Annotated in this window: 15 protein-coding genes; 8 read left to right on the top strand and 7 right to left on the bottom strand. The window is 38.3% G+C overall.

The window, feature by feature from the left end; all coding sequences use genetic code 11:
• Positions 1 to 14: 14 nt before the first annotated feature.
• From Q763_RS04885 to Q763_RS04860, 6 genes are all read right to left on the bottom strand, one after another.
• Positions 15 to 2,132: a TonB-dependent receptor plug domain-containing protein gene (locus Q763_RS04885; RefSeq protein WP_035131771.1), complete on the bottom strand. Its 2,118-nt coding sequence runs from the start codon at positions 2,130 to 2,132 to the stop codon at positions 15 to 17.
• 139 nt (positions 2,133 to 2,271) lie between these two features.
• Complete coding sequence (sufD, locus tag Q763_RS04880) at positions 2,272 to 3,588, bottom strand: Fe-S cluster assembly protein SufD (RefSeq protein ID WP_035131769.1); 1,317 nt, start codon at positions 3,586 to 3,588, stop codon at positions 2,272 to 2,274.
• Positions 3,589 to 3,640: 52 nt separating this feature from the next.
• Positions 3,641 to 4,003: a four helix bundle protein gene (locus tag Q763_RS04875; RefSeq protein WP_035131767.1), complete on the bottom strand. Its 363-nt coding sequence runs from the start codon at positions 4,001 to 4,003 to the stop codon at positions 3,641 to 3,643.
• Between the two features lie 42 nt (positions 4,004 to 4,045).
• The gene (gene sufC, locus Q763_RS04870) at positions 4,046 to 4,792 is read right to left on the bottom strand and encodes a Fe-S cluster assembly ATPase SufC (RefSeq protein WP_035131764.1); all 747 of its coding nucleotides are present in this window, start codon (positions 4,790 to 4,792) and stop codon (positions 4,046 to 4,048) included.
• A gap of 34 nt (positions 4,793 to 4,826) precedes the next feature.
• Positions 4,827 to 6,275 carry a Fe-S cluster assembly protein SufB gene (sufB, locus tag Q763_RS04865; RefSeq protein WP_035131762.1) on the bottom strand — a complete coding sequence of 483 codons (1,449 nt, stop codon included), beginning with the start codon at positions 6,273 to 6,275 and terminating at the stop codon, positions 4,827 to 4,829.
• A 137-nt stretch (positions 6,276 to 6,412) separates the two neighbouring features.
• Complete coding sequence (locus tag Q763_RS04860) at positions 6,413 to 6,742, bottom strand: HesB/IscA family protein (RefSeq protein WP_035131760.1); 330 nt, start codon at positions 6,740 to 6,742, stop codon at positions 6,413 to 6,415.
• A gap of 160 nt (positions 6,743 to 6,902) precedes the next feature.
• On the opposite strand from Q763_RS04860, the gene Q763_RS04855 reads away from it, so the two are divergent.
• The 3 genes from Q763_RS04855 to Q763_RS04845 all read left to right on the top strand — a co-directional run bounded on the left by Q763_RS04855 (position 6,903) and on the right by Q763_RS04845 (position 11,407).
• On the top strand, positions 6,903 to 7,763 hold the full coding sequence (locus Q763_RS04855) for an MBL fold metallo-hydrolase (RefSeq protein WP_035131758.1): 861 nt from the start codon (positions 6,903 to 6,905) through the stop codon (positions 7,761 to 7,763).
• A gap of 72 nt (positions 7,764 to 7,835) precedes the next feature.
• On the top strand, positions 7,836 to 9,455 hold the full coding sequence (locus Q763_RS04850; RefSeq protein ID WP_035131757.1) for a S8 family peptidase: 1,620 nt from the start codon (positions 7,836 to 7,838) through the stop codon (positions 9,453 to 9,455).
• Between the two features lie 59 nt (positions 9,456 to 9,514).
• The gene (locus Q763_RS04845; protein WP_035131832.1) at positions 9,515 to 11,407 is read left to right on the top strand and encodes a M1 family metallopeptidase; all 1,893 of its coding nucleotides are present in this window, start codon (positions 9,515 to 9,517) and stop codon (positions 11,405 to 11,407) included.
• Between the two features lie 405 nt (positions 11,408 to 11,812).
• Here the strand turns inward: Q763_RS04845 and Q763_RS04840 are convergent, their stop codons facing one another.
• Positions 11,813 to 12,511 (bottom strand): S24 family peptidase, encoded by a 699-nt coding sequence (locus tag Q763_RS04840; protein ID WP_035131755.1) that lies wholly within the window; start codon positions 12,509 to 12,511, stop codon positions 11,813 to 11,815.
• A 94-nt stretch (positions 12,512 to 12,605) separates the two neighbouring features.
• On the opposite strand from Q763_RS04840, the gene rnpA reads away from it, so the two are divergent.
• The 5 genes from rnpA (at position 12,606) to Q763_RS04815 (ending at position 18,454) form a co-directional block, all read left to right on the top strand.
• Positions 12,606 to 12,992: a ribonuclease P protein component gene (rnpA, locus tag Q763_RS04835; protein ID WP_035131753.1), complete on the top strand. Its 387-nt coding sequence runs from the start codon at positions 12,606 to 12,608 to the stop codon at positions 12,990 to 12,992.
• A 67-nt stretch (positions 12,993 to 13,059) separates the two neighbouring features.
• Entirely contained in the window at positions 13,060 to 13,893 is an 834-nt protein-coding gene (locus Q763_RS04830) for a DUF4349 domain-containing protein (protein WP_035131752.1), read from the top strand.
• 4 nt (positions 13,894 to 13,897) lie between these two features.
• Complete coding sequence (locus tag Q763_RS04825) at positions 13,898 to 15,535, top strand: S41 family peptidase (protein WP_035131750.1); 1,638 nt, start codon at positions 13,898 to 13,900, stop codon at positions 15,533 to 15,535.
• 117 nt (positions 15,536 to 15,652) lie between these two features.
• Complete coding sequence (locus tag Q763_RS04820; RefSeq protein ID WP_035131748.1) at positions 15,653 to 17,626, top strand: KUP/HAK/KT family potassium transporter; 1,974 nt, start codon at positions 15,653 to 15,655, stop codon at positions 17,624 to 17,626.
• 9 nt (positions 17,627 to 17,635) lie between these two features.
• The gene (locus Q763_RS04815) at positions 17,636 to 18,454 is read left to right on the top strand and encodes an OmpA family protein (RefSeq protein WP_035131747.1); all 819 of its coding nucleotides are present in this window, start codon (positions 17,636 to 17,638) and stop codon (positions 18,452 to 18,454) included.

Genomic DNA, 18,454 nt, shown 5'->3' with positions numbered 1-18,454 from the left:
TTATATTGAAATAATTAGAAATTAAGGTTATACATAAGTTTTATATAATAAGATCTGCCATAAGCCAGCATCACACTATTAGATGCCGCATGGCTACCGGTTTGCGTACTGCCGGTGCGGGTTATATTTGTTACATCAAGCAGGTTTCTTGCTCCAAGGGTAAGGTTTACTCTGTTATCCAAAAATGATTTGATTACAGATGCGTCAAGCCAGTTTGTAGCAGGCACAGTGGTAAGCACATACTCTTCCTCATCGGCGGTATATTGCTGTGTTTTGCCATTGTATTTGTAGTAGGCCGAAAATGTGGTATTCCATTTAGGCACTCTGTATGAAACACTACTGTTTAGATTAAGGGTATAGAGGTATTTGTCATCACTCTTAAAATCCCCATTATTGAGTTCCTGTGAGACTCCTGCCAGTGTTGCCCCAAAGGATACCGACAGGTTTTCATATTGCAGTTGATTAGTTGTAGATACATTCCACATGTTGTATTTACTAACATTAATAGACTCATACATAGGTACATTATCATCTGTATAACCTGTGAAAGCGGTAGTGATCCTGTCTTCCACATCCATAAAACTTACAATCAGGTTATTGGTAAGCATTAAGCCCGAATCAAAATAACTGTTCTTTTTCAGGCTCACTTCATAAGAAGTACTGGTTTCGGGAATAAGGTTTTCATTACCGGTAAAGTAATGTCCTGAAAATATCATTTTAGTATACAGTTCCTCAAAAGTTGGTGTTCGGAAAGACTTCCCTATCGCTCCCCTTAACTGATAATCGTTTTTGAACAGTTTTCTAAAGCCAAGTGATGCAGCATACTGGTTATCAAAACGCGACTGGAATGAATACCTAAAACCGGGACGCAAGGAAAAACCTTCAATAACATTCACTTCGGAAGAAGCAAACACATCATAATTTTCCAGTCGTTCCCTTAAGCCTACAAAAACATTATCAGCTTCCTGAACTACCGAAAAACCGTTGTTATTAACCAACTCATAGCCCAATTGCAGTTTGACCACATCACTCTCAAAGAAATTACTAAAAGTCCCTGTAGAGTATAAAACCTCCATGGACTGATCGGTTTCTGTAATATTGTTTACTTCCTGATCCTGAGTTATGCGGTATAAGAAGCTTTCAACGTCTCTCTGCTGCTTTTGATGAGAAACTGATACATTGTAAGCCAACTTTGAAAAAAGCTTTCCTGTAGCGTTTAAATGATGGTAAAACCTGTCGGTAAAATAACGCTTATCCTGAGATGCCTTATATGAGCCTAATTCGGTATTAAACAAGGTTTCAACCTGACTGTTGTAATAGTCAATATTCTCGTCCATCATTTCAAAACGGTAAAAGAACCTAAAGTCATTACGCCTGTAGCTTAACAGCGCATTAGTCATAAACTGTTCCTTAGGTAACCAGTTATAACCTCTGGTATCATCATTAACGGTATAATCCTGTCCGTTTTTATCTCCAAGGTAACCCTGAAAATCGTTTCTGTTTGCATTTAATGAAATAAACCAGTTATCTGTAAGGGTATGTGATACCTGTAGTCCCTGTATATGCCTTCCTTCATCAAACATGGCATATTCATCACCAATAGTTTCCTCCTGCAGGGTTGCAGAGATTTCCCATTTATTCTTAGATGATTTTTTAGTGATTATATTCAGTATACCGCTAACGGCATTAGCACCATGGGTAACCCCCATTGAACCTTCAATAATCTCAATCCTTTCAACATCGTTAAGATTAATTTGGGAAAGGTCTATGTTATTACCAAGTCCGGCTTCGTTAACAAGTGGTACGTTATCAATGAGTATTTTGAAGTAGAGTCCGTCCAAGCCAAACATACTCACGGTAGATCGGCCGTCGGTACCGCTGGGACGTACCGTTATGTTTACATACTGATTTAAAACATCACCAAGGTTGTTTGCTCCAAGCTGGTTTATATCAGTACGGGTAATAACGCGCACATTTTGAACCGACTTTTTAAGGGATTGTGGCTCAAACTGACCGGTTACAACCACCTCATCAAGGCTTGAATTGATATTAACGGAATCCCTTTTTTGCTCTTGTGCAGTAAGGGTTATGTGTATAAAAAAGAAAAGTATTGCGATTTTGCCCGATTGCATTCTAAATTAAATTAGATTGATTCTAAATTGCAAATCTACTTAGGTGTTATCACATATCCAAATTATTTTTATTAATTCTAAATAAAAGAAAAAGCAGCGCTGTTGGCGCTGCTTTTTTATACTATAAAATTGATGGTAGTTACAGGTCAAAGCCCATGTTTACCCCTAATTTTGTTGCTATAATTTTATTGATTCTGTTTTTAAGCTCAGTAATTCTGATACTATCAATAACCTCATTAGAGAATGCGTACATCAATAAAGCTTTGGCTTCCTTTTGAGGAATACCTCTTGACTGCATGTAGAACATCGCATCTTCGTCAAGCTGACCAATAGTACATCCGTGAGAACATTTTACGTCGTCAGCAAAAATCTCAAGCTGTGGTTTAGCATTAATAGTAGCCTTATCACTTAACAGTACGTTGTTATTCTGTTGGAAAGCATCAGTTTTCTGAGCAATTTTCTCAACATAAATCTTACCGTTAAATACTCCTGTAGAACTTCCGTCAAAAATACCTTTGTAGTTTTGGTGACTCTCACAGTTTGGCTGAGCGTGGTTTACAAGCGTGTAATGGTCTACGTGCTGCTTGCCGCTAATAATTGTGATACCCTTAAGTGTGCTGTCTATATTCTCTCCTTCATGATAGAAATTAAGGTTGTTACGTGTTATGTTACCTCCAAACGAGAAGGTATGAACACTCACGTTACTGTCACGCTTTTGTGAAATATAAGTATTATCTATAAGATTAGCCGTTAAAACGTCATTTTGGATTTTATAATAGTCCACATTAGCATTTTCATGAGCATAAATCTCGGTAACAGCGTTAGTAAGCACCGGATTGCTGTTAAGGCTTTGGTGTCTTTCTATAATCTGTACCTGTGCGTTTTTACCAACAACAACTAAATTCCTTGGCTGTACCATAAGGGCTGCCTCATTGCCTGTAGAGAAACTGATAATCTCAATAGGTTTATCGGCTATCTTATTTTTTGGGATATTGATAAAAGCACCTTCATGAGCAAATGCTGTGTTTAATGAAGTCAGGCTTTCATCCTTATTGGCAATCTTATTAAAATAAGTATCTATTACTTCCTTATACTTAGGCTTTGTTAATGCCGATGACATCAGGCAAACGTCAAGACCTTCGTGTGTAGTGGAAGAAAGGAAAGAACTGAATATACCATCTATAAAAACAACTTTATATGTGTCTATTTCATGCAGAAAGTATTTTTTAACCTCAGCATAACTTAATGCATTTTCCTGTTTTGGGAATACGCTAAAGTCATTTTTAAGCACTGCATTAAGCGAAGTATATTTCCACGCTTCTTCCTTTTTGGTAGGAAACCCTTTATTTTCAAAATTCTTTATAGCCTCTGTGCGTATGTTATGTAAATCGGCGTTTACATCCACACGCTCTTCAAAAGCCATGAAAGAAGATAATAATTTCTCTTTTAAATCCATTTAAGTCAAAAGTTTATAAAGTTGAAAGTCATAAAGACCTCTCCTTTGTACTTTATTTATTCAGATATTTTATAAAGCCGCTAAGCAGCTTGGATATTTCTCCTATTTCGACAAGTAATTCTGTAAACACCTGCCTGTCTATATACTCCAGATCAAAAGCTAAGTACAACTGTGACCTAACCTCTCCTGCAGAACCTTTCGCTACATATAAAAAATGAATGAATTCTTTATCTGTATTTCGCTCAAAGCCTTCTGCAATGTTTGATGAAACGGAAACCGAAGCCCTTCTTATTTGTCTGGCAAGGTCAAAATCATTTTTAAAAGCTCTTGTTTCGGTAACTTCATAAATCCTTTTGTTGAAAACCCTGGCTTTTTGCCATGAATTAATTTCCTCAAAAGAACTGAACTTAGCCATTAAACAACCTTTTGACTTTTAGACTTTAGACCTCAGACCGAATTAATTCTCTGATTTAATCCAGTCGTAACCTTTTTCCTCAAGCTCGTAAGCAAGCTCTTTACCTCCTGATTTTACAATCTTACCGTTATAAAGTACGTGAACATAATCAGGAACAATATAGTCAAGCAGCCTTTGGTAGTGAGTAATTACAATTACAGCGTTGTCTTTACTGCGCAATTTGTTCACACCATTTGCTACGATACGAAGTGCATCGATATCAAGACCAGAGTCGGTTTCGTCAAGAATAGCCAGCTTTGGTTCAAGCATAGCCATCTGGAATATCTCATTACGTTTTTTCTCACCACCCGAGAAACCTTCGTTTAACGAACGTGATAAAAACTTCCTGTCTATTTCTAATAATTCTGATTTCTCGCGGATTAACTTCAGCATTTCGTTAGCCGGCATCTCCTCTAAACCTTTAGCTTTACGGCTCTCGTTGATTGCCGTTTTCATAAAGTTAGTTACAGAAACTCCCGGAATCTCTACCGGATACTGGAAAGAAAGGAAAACACCTTTGTGTGCTCTCTCTTCAGGTGCCAACTCTCCTATATCTTCTCCTTCAAGAACAATTTCCCCATCGGTTACCTCATAGTCCTCTTTACCTGCGATAACAGAAGAAAGCGTACTTTTACCAGAACCGTTAGGCCCCATTATAGCATGAACCTCTCCTGCTTTAACTTCAAGGTTTATACCTTTTAAAATCTCTTTATCTTCAACACTTGCGTGTAAATTCTTTATTGATAACATAAAAATATATAATGGTGTATTTTTTAATAATTGATTAACCTACAGAACCTTCAAGACTGATTTCCAGAAGTTTTTGAGCTTCTACAGCAAACTCCATAGGCAGCTTGTTTAAAACTTCCTTACTAAATCCGTTTACAATAAGTGCAATAGCTTTCTCTGTAGGGATTCCCCTTTGGTTACAGTAAAACACCTGATCTTCACCAATTTTACTTGTTGTAGCCTCGTGCTCTATTTGTGCACTGGTGTTTTTAGATTCGATATACGGGAATGTATGTGCACCACAGCTGTTACCCATAAGTAATGAGTCACACTGAGAGAAGTTCCTTGCGTTTTCTGCTCTCGAAGCTATTTGTACTAAACCACGGTAACTGTTTTGTGATTTACCAGCCGAAATACCTTTAGATATAATAGTACTCTTAGTGTTTTTCCCTAAGTGAATCATTTTAGTACCTGTATCGGCCTGCTGATAGTTATTTGTAACGGCAATAGAGTAAAACTCCCCTACCGAGTTATCACCTTTAAGCACACAACTTGGGTATTTCCATGTAACTGCAGATCCTGTTTCAACCTGTGTCCATGAAATTTTAGCGTTCCTCTCACAAAGTCCGCGTTTAGTTACAAAGTTGTAAACCCCACCTTTACCGGTTTTATCACCAGGGAACCAGTTTTGTACAGTAGAATATTTAATCTCGGCATCATCAAGAGCAATAAGCTCTACTACAGCAGCGTGCAGCTGATTTTCATCGCGCGATGGTGCTGTACATCCTTCAAGGTAACTTACATAACTTCCTTCGTCTGCCACAACAAGTGTACGCTCAAACTGACCGGTACCGGCCTGATTAATCCTGAAGTAAGTAGAAAGTTCCATAGGGCATCTTACCCCTTTTGGTATATAACAAAAAGAACCGTCTGAGAATACGGCAGAGTTAAGCGCTGCATAGAAATTGTCTTTTTGCGGCACTACAGTACCAAGATATTTCTTAACCAACTCAGGGTGCTCCTTAATCGCCTCAGATATAGAGCAGAAAATAATACCTTTCTCAGCAAGTGTTTGCTTAAAGGTAGTAGCAACAGATACCGAGTCCATCACGATATCGACCGCAACACCTGCCAGCTTTTTTTGCTCATCTAATGAGATTCCCAGTTTCTTGAACGTATCCAAAAGTTCAGGATCTACCTCATCAAGACTGTTATATTTCGGCTTTTTCATTGGTGCCGAATAGTATGATATATCCTGGAATTTAGGTTTCTCATAGTGTACGTTAGCCCATTCCGGCTCAATCATCTGTTCCCATGCTCTAAAAGCTTCAAGTCGCCATTCGGTCATCCATTCCGGCTCTTCCTTTTTTAAGGAAATAGCACGAACAATGTCCTCGTTTAGCCCGTTAGGGAACGTATCTGATTCTATATCCGTATAAAAACCGTACTCATACTCCTTGTTCTCGAGTTCGATTTTTAATTCTTCTTCTGTGTACTTACTCATCGTTTGTTTCGTTTCAGGTGGAAAGTTACCGGTACATAGTATACCGAAACATTACTGAAATACCTATATATTCTAAATTCGTTTACGTTGTCATTTTTCAGGATTCAATGTGTAACCTGAAACCTGAAACATAATAATTAAAGCGAAAAACTTTCCCCGCAACCGCAGGTTCTGCTTGCATTTGGATTATTAAATACAAATCCTTTACCGTTTAATCCTCCCGAATATTCCAGGATTGTACCTGCTAAATACAGGAAACTTTTTTTATCTACGGCAATTTTTATATTGTTATCCTCAAACACTTTGTCATTCTCTCCAAGCTCTTTGTCAAACTTTAAATCGTATGAAAGCCCAGAGCATCCGCCACTTTTAACGCCTACCCTCACATAATCGGTAGCAGCATCAAATCCCTCGTCTTCCATAAGGCTTGCGACTTTCTTTCTTGCTGTGTCAGAAACTTTTATCATAATTCAACAATTTACATTTAATCTAAATTTAGTGCAAAGATACCACCATTTTTACAGATTGCAATAGCAGATAACCTTTTTCTCCTTATTGCATTATAAGCAATACTTATAATGATATGTGGGCTTAAATTAGTAATTTGGCACCTCTAAACTCAATACAATGAAATTATACCCAATAGAAAGTGGCAATTTTAAGCTTGACGGAGGGGCTATGTTTGGCGTTGTTCCTAAAACGATATGGAACAGGACAAACCCGGCAGATGCCAACAATCTTATTGATATTGCTGCAAGATGCCTTTTAATTGAAGACGGCAACAGGCTGATTTTGATAGATACAGGGATGGGAAATAAGCAAAACGAAAAGTTTTTTGGCTACTACTCGCTTTGGGGAGATCACAGCATAGACAAGTCCCTTGCAAAATATGGCTTTCACAGAGATGACATTACCGATGTGTTTATGACACACCTTCATTTTGACCATTGTGGCGGAAGCGTACAGTGGAATAAGGAACGTACCGGATATGAGGTTGCCTTTAAAAATGCTAACTTCTGGACAAACGACAATCACTGGGAATGGGCTACAAAACCTAATGCCCGTGAAAAGGCTTCTTTCCTTAAAGAAAATATTATCCCTATGCAGGAAAGCGGACAGCTTAAGTTTATTAACCGCCCTAAAGGTGACTATTTAGACCAATGTGAGCTGGGCTTTGGTATCTTTTTTGCAGACGGACATACCGAAAAACAAATGATTCCGCATATAAACTATAACGGCAAAACCATTGTTTTCATGGCCGATTTGCTTCCTACTGCGGGTCATATACCGTTACCGTATGTTATGGGTTATGATACCCGCCCGCTATTAACGCTGGACGAAAAGTCTAAATTTATGAATGCCGCTGCCGATAACGGTTATTATTTATTTTTAGAGCACGATGCTCACAATGAAATAATTACAGTACAGCATACTGAAAAAGGTGTGCGCCTGAAAGATGTATACAAGTGTAGTGATATACTAATTTAATGTTAATCGGGATTTTTGTGTAACAAAATCAGGATACATTAGACCTATTTAAAAAATTAAATAAAACGAATTATGAAGTTCAAGTCAATTTACCTGTCAGCTGCCCTGGCTTTATTTCTGGCAAGCTGTGGTTCATCTAAAAAAATTACGGCAACTCCACTTGCCATCAACACTACTATCACAGCTAAGAAAGCTGACCTTACTGATACACAAGAAGAACGTTGGAGTCATTTAGACCTGTTTACCGATACCATTCCGGGAATGAGTGTAGACAGAGCTTACAGTACTCTTTTACAAGGGAGAAAAGCTACCAAAATTATTGTTGGTGTAGTAGATTCTGGTGTAGATATTGAGCACCCTGACTTACAAGGGGTTATATGGACCAACCCTAAAGAAATTGCCGGAAACGGTATTGATGACGATAACAACGGATACATTGACGATATTCACGGATGGAACTTTTTAGGTGACATTAACCATGAAAACATGGAGTTCATCAGGATCCTTAAAAAAGGTGACGATGGTTCTGAAACTTACAAAAGAGCAAAAGCTAAATATGATGAAGAATACAACCAGGCACTTGCAGGCAAAATGCAAATGGACTTCATCCTGAAAGCCGATAAAAAATTCCAGGAACTTACAGGTAAGGAAAACTATACAGCCGAAGACCTTAAAGCGCTTGACTTAAAAGACCCTAGCCTAACCAGTGTTAGAAGTCAGTTTGTAATGATTCTGGCTCAGATTTCAAGAGAAGAACTTGCTAAAGAAGTTAACTCTGGTGTAGAGCACTACACAAATGAAATTGAATACCACCTTAACCTAAAATACAACGCTCGTGAAATTCTGGGCGACAATCCTGACGATTTCAATTCAAGAGGCTACGGTAATAACAATGTAATTGGCCCTGATAAAGACGGTGCTAAACACGGTACACACGTTTCGGGTATCATCGCTCAGGTAAGAAACAACGGTATTGGTGGTGACGGTGTTGCCAGCGATGTTGTAGAAATTATGGCTGTAAGAGCCGTGCCGGATGGTGATGAGTATGATAAAGATGTTGCACTTGCTATTCGTTATGCTGTAGACAATGGTGCTAAAGTAATCAACGGTAGTTTTGGTAAATACTTCTCTACACACAGTGAGTGGGTATATGATGCAATTAAATATGCAGGAGAAAAAGATGTTCTTATTGTTTGTGCTGCAGGTAACGAAGGTGCTTACCTTGACAAAAACGGAGGTGTAGAGCGTTACCCTAACGATAACATGGTTACAGGACCTGAGTTTTCAGATAACTTTATCTGTATTGGTGCCCTTAACAACAAACTTACAGAAAAAGGTTTAGTAGCTCCTTTCTCCAACTACGGTAAAAATAACGTAGACGTATTTAGCCCGGGTATGAGAATTTATGCAACAACTCCGGATAATCATTATGAATTCCTACAGGGTACATCAATGGCATCTCCAAATGCTGCCGGTGTAGCTGCACTTATACGTGCTTACTACCCTAAACTTTCTGCTTCACAGGTTAAGCACATCCTTATGGATTCTGGTTTAGCTCCAAATATGCAGGTACAGGTAGGTGAAGGTGAAGATCAAAAAGTAATCATGTTCAGTGAGGCTTCAAAATCAGGTAAAATTGTAAATGCTTACAACGCCCTGATAATGGCCGATCAGATTTCAAGAGGAAAATAATTTTCATATAAATCAGATAAATGGAAGGGAAATTCCCTTCCATTTTTTATTTTAAGCCCATGAAAAAATCAGTATTATTTGCACTTTTTGCCGTTTCGGGTTTATTTGCCCAAAACAACAACCCTAACCCGGGTTACTGGCAACAGCACGTAGATTACAAAATGGACGTTTCCATGGACGTAAAAACCTACCGCTATACCGGAACACAGGAACTTGTTTATACTAACAACTCTCCCGATACGCTTCGCCGCGTATTTTATCATTTATACAACAATGCTTTCCAGCCGGGAAGTGAAATGGATGCCAGGCTGCAAACTATTGCCGACCCTGACGGAAGGATGGTAAAAAGCTTTAAAAGAGGTGAAGAAACCATTAAGGAAAGTCGTATTAGCATCCTAACCCCAGATCAGATAGGTTTCCTAAACATATCTAATTTCAAGCAGGATGGTTTAGATGCTAAAACTATTGTTGCGGGTACTGTACTGGAAGTAGATTTAGCGACTCCTATACTACCCGGAAAATCAACCACTTTTAATTTGAGTTTTGAAGGACAGGTGCCCGAACAGGTACGCCGTTCAGGAAGAAATTCAACCGAAGGTGTAGCCCTTTCCATGACACAATGGTATCCAAAAATTGCCGAATACGATTTTGAAGGATGGCATGCAGATCCATACATTGGTCGTGAGTTTCACGGTGTTTGGGGTGATTTTGACGTAAAAATTACTATTGACAAAGACTACACCATTGGCGGAACAGGCTACCTGCAAAACAAAAATGAAATTGGTAAAGGTTATGAAGATGAAGGTGTAAAAGTTAAACACCCAAGAAAAACCAAAACCCTTACCTGGCATTTTGTAGCACCAATGGTACACGATTTTGCATGGGGTGCCGATAAAGATTACATACACGACAAAATTATAGGACCAAACGGTGTAGAACTGCATTTCTTCTACAAAGACAACCCGGAGTACAACGAAAACTGGAAAAAGCTTCAGCCTAAAACAGCCGAGCTTCTGGCGTTTTATAACGAAAACATAGGTCCTTATCCGTACAAACAATACTCTGTTGTTCAGGGTGGCGACGGTGGTATGGAATATGCCATGTGTACACTGATTACAGGTAACCGCAGCTACGGTAGCCTTGTAGGTGTAACGGCTCATGAATTTGCTCACTCATGGTTCCAGCATATTTTAGCCTCTAACGAGTCTAAGCACGAATGGATGGATGAAGGCTTTACTTCTTTCATTAGTGATCTTGCTATGGAAACCGTGTTGCCTAACGACAAAAAAGAAAAACAGTCTCATCCCTGGACTGATGCCTACAGCAACTATTTCTATATGGTTTCTACAGGTAAAGAACAGCCTTTAACTACACATGCCGACAGGTATTCACTTAATATGCTTTACGGTATATCGGCTTATAGTAAAGGGACTATTTTCCTTACGCAGCTTATAGATGTTATAGGTCAGGAAAACCTAATGAAAACCATTAAGCGTTACTACTATGATTATAAGTTTACCCACCCTACTCCGCTGGATATTATCCGTACGGCAGAGAAAGTATCGGGGGCTGAACTGGACTGGTATTTAACCGACTGGTGCCAAACCACAAATACTATTGATTACAGTATTAAAGATATTAGTGACAGTACTAATTCTACAACAGTTACACTGGAGCGCATAGGTATGATGCCAATGCCACTGGACCTTATTGTAGTTTATGAAGACGGTACTCAGGAAACGTACTATGTACCGCTTAGCTTAATGCATTACCAAAAAGACAATCCGTACGCTAATTTAAAGCGCACAGTGCTTGCAAACTGGGACTGGGCACATACAACCTACCAATTCACCATAAACAAGCCTAAATCGGCTATAAAGGTGATTATGATAGACCCTATGGAGCTCATGGCCGACATAAATAAGGAAAACAACATTTATGTAAAGCAATAATATAAGAAAGCCCTGCATTTGCAGGGCTTTTTCATGATAACAAAAAAACCTCCGGAGAAATTAAGCCCGGAGGTTTTTTGAAACAGATAAAATAGAATCAAAAAACACTGCTTCTGTATAAATATATATAGGCACTAAAAACCAATTAACCAAAAGTGTGTTACGGTTTTATGGTTTTTAGCTGGTTAAGCCATTTTAAATTCTGGTTTCAGTAAGTGTTGCAATACCTCTCGGTATTACTATTTTAAAAACAAGTATAATGCCTTAATCCTTAAATCAGGAAAAAAATATAAAACCTACTGTTTTACAGTGATTTAAGCAAAAAACATTTAAACCCCAAATAAAAAAATATTGGGGAAAAACGGGTAAAAATGTAGAAGGAAGGTGTGGATTTTTTGTAGGATATTAGTTCATGGCATTCATCCTGATAGAAGCCTTAACCAAAGCCAATGCCCTGATTTTTGAAAGCTCAACTTCTTTTTCCTGATGGTGCCTGTTTTCGCTAACCAGTTTTACCATACCCGGTTCCTGAGAGCGTTGTATATATTTCACGGTAATGTACTCTTCACCGTCCATATCAATACTTATCAGGTACATTTCGCCCCAAAAAATACCGTTAACCATATCATTAACTTCCTTGTATAAAACAATATCTCCGCTTTTAAGCAGTGGGTACATACTGTCTCCGGTAACATAAATTGCTCCGTCACACTTAGGGAGGTGGGGTATGGAAATATGGTCGGCCGGCGTTAATGCCTTATTGTTGCTGAATAACGGAACAAGACCCGCAACAGCCTCAAGATCATACAATGGTATTTGCTGCGATTCAATATTCCTGTCGGTTTTAAGTCGGTACGTTTTTACGGTATCCGGTGTTACAACCTCAACATCATTATTAAACATATCTCCTTCACCCGTTAATAACCACGACGGATTAAGATCAGGATATACTGAAAGAATTTTTTCAAGTACGTTAGAGCCAATACTCTTGGAGTCCTTTACTGCTTTGGAAATACTCCCGCGGCTCACATCTATACTATTTTCAAAGGCATAGTAACTAACTCCCTTAGCTTCTATGTACTGTTTTAATCGATCAGAAACCATAATAATGTATTTTTTTCTGTTACAATATTAAGAAAATTTTCTTAATTACAGATAAACTGAAGCTGTTTTAAAAAAATGTACCTTTGCCCCACTTATGGAAAAAGGGAAGTTTACATATCCTAGAGAGGAAAAATTAAAAAGCAGGAACACGATAGACCTGATGTTTGCAGAGGGGCGTTCGGTTTCAAAATACCCTTTACGCTTAGTTTATGTACCCCTTCCCGAAAATGAACCCGGGCCAATAAAAATTGGCGTTTCGGTTTCAAAAAGGCATTTTAAAAAGGCTGTAGACAGAAATTATTTTAAACGCTTACTTCGCGAAACTTACCGCCACAATAAACAACTGTTGCTTGAAAATCAGCCACAACCTTATGCCTATATGCTGATGTACCAAACTAAAGACCGTTTATCTTTTGAGGAAATAAACACCAAAACGGTACAGCTGTTTGAAAAATTCATAGCTCAGATTACGGCGCAATAAACTGTTTTTTAACATTTTGTAATATTCGTAAAGGTTTTTGCGTTTTTAACAAAAAACACCTTTACTTATGAAAAAATTTCTTTTTGCTTTTAGTCTTGTCGCCTTACTTATTTCATGTAAAAAATCTGTTGAAGGCGTAGACAATATGATATTATATGATGATGCTATTGCGGTGGAAGAAACTTCTCCGGCTTATGAAATCAAATATAAGTCTATAGAGGGAGATGAAGCCAGAACCGTTGAAACTGAAGCGAAAATCATTAAAACCGCTACCCTTCGTTTTGAAACACAAAACCTTGAAACTACTGCCGGCAATATAAAACAGGCTATTGGTAAATTTAATGGACAGGTACAGAGTGATGAAGAAAGAAATGAATACAACACGGTAAGCCGCAACCTTACCATAAGAGTACCTAACGAATCGTTTGACAATTTTATAGACGAAATCAGTAAAGGGGTATCTTACTTTGACAGAAAAGAAATTTCATCCCGCGACGTTACCGAAGAGTATATTGATACTCAATCCCGCATAAAAACTAAAAAAGCGCTGGAAGAACGCTATTTGGAGCTGCTTAAAAAAGCCAATAAAGTTTCGGAAATGTTGGAAATAGAAAAGGAACTCTCTGAAATACGTGAGGAAATCGAATCAAAACAGGCCCGTTTACAGTATTTGGAAAACCAGGTTTCATACAGTACAATTTACATTCAGTTTTACAAAACAGTTGCCGAAAAGCAGGGTGCCACGGTATCATATGGCACAAAACTGGGCAATGCACTAAAATCGGGATTTAACTCACTTTCAAGTTTCTTTATCGGTTTAATCCAAATTTGGCCTTTTATCCTTATTTTCGTAATTGTGTTTATTTTAATCAGAAGACGAATCAAAAGAAAAAAACAATAATATCATGCTATCCAAACTAAAAAGAAAATATGTTATCCCGGTAGTTGCAGTTGCTTTTCTGTTTGTTGGGGCAAGCTTTAAAAACGATTTCTTTGAAATCGCAAAGCAAATAGAAATATTTACCACCCTGTTTAAAACGGTTAACGTTAACTATGTAGACGAGACCAACCCCGGCGAACTTATGGATATTGCCATAAAAAACATGCTGGCAGACCTTGACCCATACACCGTTTATTTTAACGAACAGGATGTGGCCAAATTTAAAATAAATAACACTGGTGAATATACCGGTATTGGTGCACTTATTACACGTAAAGAGGGAAGACTTATAATAAAAGAACCTTACAAGGACTACCCTGCCGATAAAGCCGGACTTAAAGCGGGAGATGAAATTATCCAGATTGGCGATGTAAACCTTGTTGATTTTAAAGAAGATGCCGGAGAACTTTTAAAAGGAACAAAAAATACAAGCATAGATATTAAATACCTGCGTCAGGGTAAAACATTAAGCACAAAACTGATACTTACTGAAGTAGACCTTAATGCTGTGCCTTACTATGCAATGGTAAATGCTACAACCGGATATATTGTACTTTCTCAGTTTAATGCAAAAGCATCGTCGGAAACTAAAGAGGCACTACTTGATCTTAAAAAACAGGGAGCCACAAAAATCATTCTTGACCTTAGGGGTAACCCGGGGGGATTATTAGGCGAAGCAGTAAACATTTGTAACCTGTTCCTTCCTAAAGATGAAACTATTGTAACCACTAAGTCTAAAAACGAAAAATACAATAACGTATACAAAACGCAGCGTACTCCTATTGATACCGAGATTCCGCTTGTGGTTATAGTAAACGGTAAAAGTGCCTCGGCTTCAGAAATTGTTTCGGGAGCTCTTCAGGATCTGGACCGTGCTGTTGTTGTAGGTAGCAGGAGTTTTGGTAAAGGTTTGGTTCAGCGTCCGCTTGAACTTACTTACGGGACTCAGGTAAAGGTTACCATTTCACGTTACTATACGCCATCAGGTCGTGGTATACAGGCGCTTGATTACACCCATAAAGATGCCGATGGTAAGGCCATAAGAATAGACCAAAAAGATTACAATGCCTTTAAAACACGCAATGGGCGTACGGTTTATGATGGTGGCGGTATATTACCTGATGTAGTTATGGAAGAAAGCAAACAAAGCTCTATTGCCGATGCCCTGCAACGTAATGATGCTATTTTTAATTATGTAACTGATTATTACTACAAGCACCCTAATCAGGGTACTGCAATACCAACATTTAGTGATGCCGACTATAACGGATTCAAACAGTTTTTAAAAACAACTAATTTTGATTTTGATACCGAAACCGAAAAATCACTAAAAGCAACACTGGAAATAGCTAAAAAAGAAAAGGTAGACGAGACTATCGCTGCCGAATACAACCAGTTACTTGCCGCTCTTAAAAAGAGTGAAGAAAAGGAACTTGACCAGAACAAGGAAGAGATCAAAAAGCTAATTATAGACGATATTATAACAAGATATCAATACAAAGAAGGTCTTTATAAATACTACACCACGAGCAATCCGGAGATTAAAAAAGCTACTGATTTACTCAATAATTCAGCCGAGTATAATAAAATTCTTTCCAAATAAAAGCTTGAAAATCCTCATACTTAACCGTATGGGGATTTTTTTTAGGTTAAATATCCCACATACCTTTATCGATTTTTATAAAAACGTATACCTTTGCGGTTTTAATTTATTGTTATCGTGAGCAGTAGTCACAAACATTTAAACAAAGTAACCTTAGGCGGACTAATAGTTACTTTAGGTATTATTTACGGAGATATAGGTACGTCACCCCTGTATGTAATGAAAGCCATAATGGGCGAACTGCCTATACAGGAAGACGTGGTGCTTGGGGCCTTATCCTGTATATTCTGGACACTTACACTGCAAACCACGGTAAAATATGTTATACTTACCCTACAGGCAGATAACAAAGGGGAAGGTGGGATTTTCTCATTATACACACTTGTAAAACGATTAAAGAAACGCGGGCTTATTGTACCGGCCATCATTGGGGGTAGTGCCCTGCTTGCCGATGGTATTATCACACCTCCCATCTCGGTTTCTTCAGCCATTGAAGGACTTCGCATTTACAATCCGGACATCGATACAGTACCTATCGTTATAGGTATTCTTTTTATATTATTTGCTATTCAGCGCTTTGGAACCAAACTGGTTGGTAAATTCTTTGGTCCAATGATGCTAATATGGTTTGGTATGCTGGGTATACTGGGTATAATCCCACTGGTATCTAACATCGCGGTACTAAAAGCATTAAACCCTTACTATGCCATACACCTGCTAAGTATACACCATGAAGGCTTTTATGTGCTGGGCTTTGTTTTCCTTTGTACCACAGGAGCCGAAGCACTCTACAGTGACATGGGGCACTGCGGACGCAGTAACATCAGGATAAGCTGGGGCTTTGTAAAAAGTATGCTGGTTTTAAATTATTTCGGGCAGGGAGCTTACCTAATATCACATTCGGGTAAAACACTTTCTCAGTTAAGTCATAATTCCAACCCTGGTAACCCGTTCTATTTACTAATGCCAGACTGGTTTGTACCTGTTGGTATCGCTATTGCCACATCGGCTGCGGTTATCGCGTCTCAGGCATTAATTAGCGGATCGTTTACGCTTATAAGTGAGGCTATGCGCCTAAACTTCTGGCCTAAAGTATCGGTTAAATTCCCTACAGAACTAAGAGGGCAACTATATATACCATCGGTAAACTGGTTGTTGTTTTTGGGCTGTGTGTTTGTGGTACTGCACTTTAGGGAGTCGGGCAATATGGAAGCTGCATATGGTTTGGCCATTGTACTTTGTATGATAATGACTACTACCCTATTAGGTTACTATATGGTAATGAAACGTTACAACCCTTTACTGATACTGTTTACCGTAATGGTATATTTTTCAATAGAAATTTCGTTTTTTATTGCTAATATCAGTAAGTTTACACACGGAGGTTACGTATCACTCATAATTGCCGGACTGCTTTCCACTATAATGGCAGTTTGGTTTACCGCTAAAAAGATACGTAGTGAATACACAGAATTCACGAAAATTGATAATTACAAAAGCGTATTGGCTGACCTGAGTAATGACAAGTCCATACCAAAATATGCAACCCACCTGGTATACTTAACCAATGCTCAGTTTAGCGATGAGATTGAATCGAAAATTATTTATTCGATATTACAAAAACGCCCTAAACGCGCCGATATTTACTGGTTTGTTCACGTAAACGTGGTAGACGAACCTTACCGTATGGATTATCGTGTTAGGGAAATAATGAAGGACGATGTGATAAGGGTTGACTTTTATCTTGGTTTCCGTGTGGCGCCAAGGGTTAACCTTATGTTTAAGAACGTTGTAAAAGACATGGTGAAAAACGGAGAGGTAGATATTACCAGCCGTTATGAGTCCCTTAACCGTAACAATGTAATTGGTGATTTTAAGTTTGTGATTATCGAGAAGTTCCTGTCTTATGACAACGATTTGCCTTGGTATGAAAGAATTATTCTTGACATATACTTTATCCTTAAAAAGGTGAGCCTTACAGAAGGGCGTGCTTTCGGGCTGGACAACAGTTCGGTAAAAGTAGAGCAGTTCCCTATTGTAATTCACCCGCCTGAGGATTTGCATCTGACAAGAGTTGATGATCCTAACTAAAATTTACAAATGAAACCTTTTATCTGCATCTTACTATTACTATTATTACCCAAAACATCATTTTCACAGGAAGAGCTTGTGCATTCAGTTTACTTTGAATTTGATAAGTTTAACCTCGATGAAAAGCAGGCCAACGATGTGGTTAGCTTTATTACAGCATTAGATACTACACGTGTGGAAAGCATCCAGATTTTTGGGTACTGTGACGACCGTGGTAAAGACGAATACAACTACAAATTGTCTAACAACCGTGCTAACACTATTAAAGACAAACTCGTTTCAAAAGGCATAAAAAACAAGATTATCGTTACCATTGAAGGTCGCGGTAGGATTTTACTTGAAGAGGATATAGATAACGTATCGGAAGCGCGTTCTAAAAACAGACGTGTGGATGTACTGGTAAACTTTAAACCGTTACCCCCTCCTCCGTTAGATCCCGGAGTTTATGACGCTATTAAACCGGAAATGGTTGTGGGAGACAGGATAATTTTACGCAACATTCTTTTTGATCGTGGTAGTAGCAAACTTAAACTTTCCACCCGTAAAGAGCTGGACAAAATAGCACGCATACTGCACAAATACAAAAACCTTCAGTTTGAAATACAGGGACATGTTTGCTGTACACCAACTTTCCAAAAGGAAGCTATAGATAAAGATACCAAAAAAAGGGAATTGTCTAAAAACCGTGCCTATGCGGTTTACAAATATCTTGTGTCTAAAAAAATTCCGGCAAGGAGAATGACCTATAAAGGTTATGGAAACACTAAATCTTTAGGTAAAGGATCAGAATTTGACCGCCGTGTGGAATTCCTTATCACAAAGGTATAA

Source organism: Flavobacterium beibuense F44-8 (assembly GCF_000769915.1).
GTDB lineage: Bacteria > Bacteroidota > Bacteroidia > Flavobacteriales > Flavobacteriaceae > Flavobacterium > Flavobacterium beibuense.
This window is presented reverse-complemented; position numbering and strand designations above follow the sequence as displayed.

Bases quoted from the DNA above. Each gene is read 5' to 3' on its own strand.
- Q763_RS04860 (WP_035131760.1), bottom strand. From the start codon at position 6,742: ATGATAAAAGTTTCTGACACAGCAAGAAAGAAAGTCGCAAGCCTTATG.
- Q763_RS04815 (WP_035131747.1), top strand. From the start codon at position 17,636: ATGAAACCTTTTATCTGCATCTTACTATTACTATTATTACCCAAAACA.
- Q763_RS04840 (WP_035131755.1), bottom strand. From the start codon at position 12,511: ATGGTTTCTGATCGATTAAAACAGTACATAGAAGCTAAGGGAGTTAGT.
- sufB (WP_035131762.1), bottom strand. From the start codon at position 6,275: ATGAGTAAGTACACAGAAGAAGAATTAAAAATCGAACTCGAGAACAAG.
- sufD (WP_035131769.1), bottom strand. From the start codon at position 3,588: ATGGATTTAAAAGAGAAATTATTATCTTCTTTCATGGCTTTTGAAGAG.
- Q763_RS04830 (WP_035131752.1), top strand. From the start codon at position 13,060: ATGAAAAAATTTCTTTTTGCTTTTAGTCTTGTCGCCTTACTTATTTCA.
- sufC (WP_035131764.1), bottom strand. From the start codon at position 4,792: ATGTTATCAATAAAGAATTTACACGCAAGTGTTGAAGATAAAGAGATT.
- Q763_RS04850 (WP_035131757.1), top strand. From the start codon at position 7,836: ATGAAGTTCAAGTCAATTTACCTGTCAGCTGCCCTGGCTTTATTTCTG.
- Q763_RS04825 (WP_035131750.1), top strand. From the start codon at position 13,898: ATGCTATCCAAACTAAAAAGAAAATATGTTATCCCGGTAGTTGCAGTT.
- rnpA (WP_035131753.1), top strand. From the start codon at position 12,606: ATGGAAAAAGGGAAGTTTACATATCCTAGAGAGGAAAAATTAAAAAGC.
- Q763_RS04855 (WP_035131758.1), top strand. From the start codon at position 6,903: ATGAAATTATACCCAATAGAAAGTGGCAATTTTAAGCTTGACGGAGGG.
- Q763_RS04845 (WP_035131832.1), top strand. From the start codon at position 9,515: ATGAAAAAATCAGTATTATTTGCACTTTTTGCCGTTTCGGGTTTATTT.
- Q763_RS04875 (WP_035131767.1), bottom strand. From the start codon at position 4,003: ATGGCTAAGTTCAGTTCTTTTGAGGAAATTAATTCATGGCAAAAAGCC.
- Q763_RS04885 (WP_035131771.1), bottom strand. From the start codon at position 2,132: ATGCAATCGGGCAAAATCGCAATACTTTTCTTTTTTATACACATAACC.